The organism is Parvibacter caecicola, from assembly GCF_003725335.1.
In the GTDB taxonomy this organism is placed as follows: domain Bacteria; phylum Actinomycetota; class Coriobacteriia; order Coriobacteriales; family Eggerthellaceae; genus Parvibacter; species Parvibacter caecicola.
Genome location: NZ_QIBY01000035.1, coordinates 1 through 4,181 on the forward strand (window position 1 = coordinate 1; position 4,181 = coordinate 4,181).

The following is a 4,181-nucleotide window of genomic DNA, read 5'->3' on the forward strand; positions in this document are numbered from 1 at the left end:
CTCCCCGAAGACGCACGCAACCCCCACCCCGTGGCGGAACTAGCGGGCTATTCCCGCCAGAGGGAAGTCCAAGACGGATGGGGCGAGGGGAAGGTTAGGCCGGGTCGGCCGGGGGCTGGGGCCAGGGCCCGGGCCGTGGCGGAACCAGCGGGCTATTCCCGCCAGAAGCCCCAAGCCGCCCCTCCCCACCGGGACCCGTGGCGGAACCAGCGGGCTAGTTCCGCCACGGACATTGCGCGCGGGCGGCGCCAGCGGCGCCCCCTACACCCACCATGCTGCAGCGCGGGCAGCCGGCCGGCCCCGTCCTCTTCATCACAGCGCCGACCAGCCAGAGCCCTACCGATAAACCAGCAGCCACCCCGGCCAACCGGCCACCGCTCCAGCCAACCGGCAGCTGCTCCCCCAGTGTTGCCAAACCCAGAAACCCATCGGCCAACAACGCTTCGCCAGCACCTCGGCGCCGCTTCAAACCCGGCTCCGCGAAGAGTGTTTTGCACCGACTTTTAGACCCCCTTCTTTCGCGTGAAAACCGAGCCCGGGTCAGCTCTGGATTGCAGGAAAAAAAGATTTAATTCATTGGAATACAACCGGGATAGCAACACTCAAACAGCCGTCTAATTTCGTGCATTAATTATTAGACTCTCATCATATTCAATCCCAATTCCAGCTTTTTAGGTTTTAAAACCATAGACTACATCTTAAATAAAATTTATTCTTTTCATTGTGATTTATAACTATTTGGTTTTATATCTCCAAAATTTGCTTCGTATATAAACGTTTTTGGTCTTATAAAACCTATATCTCTTGAAAATCGAATTATGATCAGCAAAGCACTCTCAAAACGATCTTCAGTTTTCCTGATTTTCCCACCCTGTTTTTCGCCCCGACACCCTCTGCCAAGCGGTTTGGAAACTCAAAAAGAAGGCCGGAAGCAACTCTGCTTCCGGCCTTCACCATGTCTAAAACAAGACATCGTACTTTGCTCAGACGACCCCTTCAAAGCCCCCTTGCCGCAATAGCGGGAGCCACCGAATCGAACTCCGCTGAGGGCCTATCGCGAGCGCTTCCGAGCCTGCGCTTGAGCCGCCCGATGGGCTCGCCCGGGACGCATATCCGGCCTCCCCGCGGTCGCAACACCCTTCGTTTTGCACCCTGCGGCCGCCGCTTTAGAGGCGCCCCTTTCGCGCTTCTGCCCTCCTGTCGTCTTGGGCTTTTTCGGTCCTCGGGGCAACTGTAACTTCGCCGGCGCCTTCTTCTCAGCGGCCTCTGCGCGAGCCTCGCGCTCCGCCTCATCGCGCGCTTTCGCACGGTTCTTCCGTCGCGCCTTTTTCGCCATTTCCTTTTTGGCTGCAACAATATCGGAGTCCTTCGACGCCTCACGGGCAGCGGTCTTCGCCTCCGCTTCCGCCACCGCCCCATCGCGGTCGAAGCCCGGCAGAGGGAGCTCCGGCAGCTGCTGCCCGATAAGCTTCTGTATGGCCCTGAGGTCAATCTCGTTCTCGGGGCTCACAAACGATACGGCCCAACCGGTGCAGCCGGCCCGCCCGGTGCGGCCGATGCGATGTACGTAATCCTCCGGCTCATGGGGAAGGTCGTAGTTCACCACGTAGTTCACTTGGTCCACATCGATGCCGCGCGCCAGCACATCGGTGGCCACAATCACATCGGTTTTGCCGTCGGCGAAATTCGCCAGCGCCCGCTGCCGCTGGTTCTGGGAGCGGTCGGAATGGATGGCCTCAGCCGAGAAACCCGCCTTCTTCAGGCGACGGCAAACCGCATCGGCGCGGTGCCGCGTGCGGGCGAACACAATGATGCGGCTGCCCCCCTTCTCCTCCAGCACCGCCTTCAGCAGCGCCGGTTTGGCCAGCTGGGGGATGCGCACCAGGTACTGATCCACCGTGTCGGCGGTTTCGCCTTTGTGGGCGATTTCCACGAACTGCGGCTCTTTCAGCAGATTGCCCACTTGCCCCATCACCGAGTCATCGATGGTGGCCGAGAACAGCAGTGTTTGGCGGCTTTGGGGCGTGGCGGCCACGACTTTTCGCACGGAGGGCAGAAAGCCCATGTCCAGCATGCGGTCGGCCTCGTCCAGCACCAGCACGCGCACGTCGGCCAGATTCACCGCACTTTGCTGCATAAGGTCCACGAGGCGGCCGGGAGTGGCGATCAGCACGTCCACGCCGCGGCGAAGCTGGGCGATTTGCGGGTTGTAGGAAACGCCGCCTACCACCGAAAACACCCGCAGGTTAGTGTGCTTGGCCACCACTTGGCACACCTCGGCGATCTGCGTCGCCAGCTCGCGGGTAGGAGTGACCACCAGCATGGCAGGGCCTTTGCCGCCCTTTGCGCGCGGCAGCCCGTCCATTGAGGGCAGGGCGAAGGCGGCGGTTTTACCGGTGCCGGTTTTCGCAGCGGCCACAATGTCGCGCCCCTGCAGCACCAGCGGGATTGCCTGCTGTTGCACCGGCGTGGGCTCCTGATAGCCCAACGAAGCCACAGCGTTCATGACGGGCTTGGACAGCCCGAGTTCGGAAAACGATGTCATACGGGAATTGTTCCTTTCACATTTACAGAAAGGCCATTGTAGCGCTGCGCTGCCATCTGCGGGCCTTGGTGCGAATTTGTGGCGCCCAACTGATGGTTTCACGGCGCATCGGAGGCGCTTTCGCAAAGAATCCACGGCGCATCGGCGTGGTATTTTCACGGACCGCACGACGCATGGCTATAGCGAAAACCCGGTCACCTTGGCGACAAAATAACGAAATCCTGAGGACGCGTTGATAGCCATTTGGCGCCCCATTGGCGATTGCGGAACCTACACTAAAACCATGACGATCTTATCCCACACCACCGCCCTCGCACTTCTGCGAACTTGCTGCCACTCACCAGAATCCAGTGGCCCAATGCGCTTCGAGAAGACAACGCCAAAGCAACCGACCCAAGCATCGGGAGCGGCTTTCGCAAAAATGAAACCAACAGTCCAGGCGGTCAAGAGCGCTCAGGCTCTCACTAACCAATCCCTCGAACCCATCCACTTTCTTGCGTTGCGGGAGCATCGCACCGAGCTGCCGTGTTCGTGCTGCCACGTAGCGCTCCCCCAGACGCTCCTTGATAACGTGGTCGTGTTCTCGGACTCCATCGCCTGCACCTCTCCAGAACTGACATTCCATTACCTATGCGACACGATGCCTCTGGCCAGCGCCTTGGAAATTGGCTTTGAATTATGCGGCTGCTACAGCCTGGCCTCCTCCCCGCAGGCCGACAAACCGTTTTTGCCCAGGGCTCCACTAACCTCTCCCGACGCCATCCTTGAAGTCATCGAAAGGAATCCCCAGCTAAAAAACCACCGCAATACCCTCAAAGTCCTGCGCTATGTCATTCCCAACTCGGGATCGCCCATGGAAACGTGTCTGGTCATCGTTCTCACCCTGCCCAAAAGGCTAGGAGGATATGGCCTGCCTGCGCCTTTGCTTAACCATAAAATCGTTGCCAGCAATTATCGAAACGGCGGAACAGGCAACGTTTACTACATCGACCTATTTTGGCCTGAATTCAATCTCGCCGTCGAATACGACAGCGATGTCTACCATTTCAGCAATCCCGCCCAAAGCCGCCGTGATTCCGAACGCCGCTTAAACCTCCGAAGGCTGGGCATTGAAACGCTATCGGTTACCAGCGATCAGGTGCGTACAACCGCCGCACTCGATAAAACGGCCGAAGCAATTGCTTCGGCCATGGGCATTCGCCTGCGCCTGGGAGACAGCGCGCAACGAGAGAAGCGCGCGGCTTTGCACAGCGCCATTTTTCCGAACACAATCTGGGATAACCAAGTTCCCTGCGAATGTTACTTCTGATATCATCCCGCAGCCCCCATACCGACGCCATTCGGCAGCAGCCTGCCCGGACAAGCGGGGTTATCCGGGCAGGACGGGCCTTCCGCGGGCCATCCGGCAGCGGTTTGACCGGACAAGCGGGGTTATCCGGGCAGAGGGGCCCAAAGAGGACGAGACCGGTGGCACGCCGAGGCGTTTCGGCAGCCGCCTGCCCGGACAAGCGGGGTTATCCGGGCAGGACGCCCTTTCGCGGGCCATCCGGCAGCGGTTTGACCGGACAAGCGGGGTTATCCGGGCAGGCGAGGCTTCTGGGCGGTGATTGGGTTCCGGGGTTCCGGGGTTCCGGGG

2 protein-coding genes are annotated in these 4,181 nt (G+C 59.8%); one reads left to right on the plus strand and one right to left on the minus strand.

Features of this window, described 5'->3' with window-relative positions; genetic code table 11:
• Positions 1-1,051: 1,051 nt before the first annotated feature.
• Positions 1,052-2,545, minus strand: coding sequence for a DEAD/DEAH box helicase (locus DMP11_RS09995; protein ID WP_123186340.1), 1,494 nt, complete (start codon positions 2,543-2,545; stop codon positions 1,052-1,054).
• Between the two features lie 358 nt (positions 2,546-2,903).
• On the opposite strand from DMP11_RS09995, the gene DMP11_RS10000 reads away from it, so the two are divergent.
• Positions 2,904-3,854, plus strand: a complete 951-nt coding sequence (locus tag DMP11_RS10000; protein WP_123186341.1) for a putative endonuclease domain-containing protein — start codon at positions 2,904-2,906, stop codon at positions 3,852-3,854.
• The last annotated feature ends 327 nt before the right edge of the window (positions 3,855-4,181 follow it).

What these genes read in the sequence shown, in the direction of transcription:
- DMP11_RS09995 (WP_123186340.1), bottom strand. Translation starts at nt 2,545, where the DNA reads ATGACATCGTTTTCCGAACTCGGGCTGTCCAAGCCCGTCATGAACGCT.
- DMP11_RS10000 (WP_123186341.1), top strand. Translation starts at nt 2,904, where the DNA reads ATGCGCTTCGAGAAGACAACGCCAAAGCAACCGACCCAAGCATCGGGA.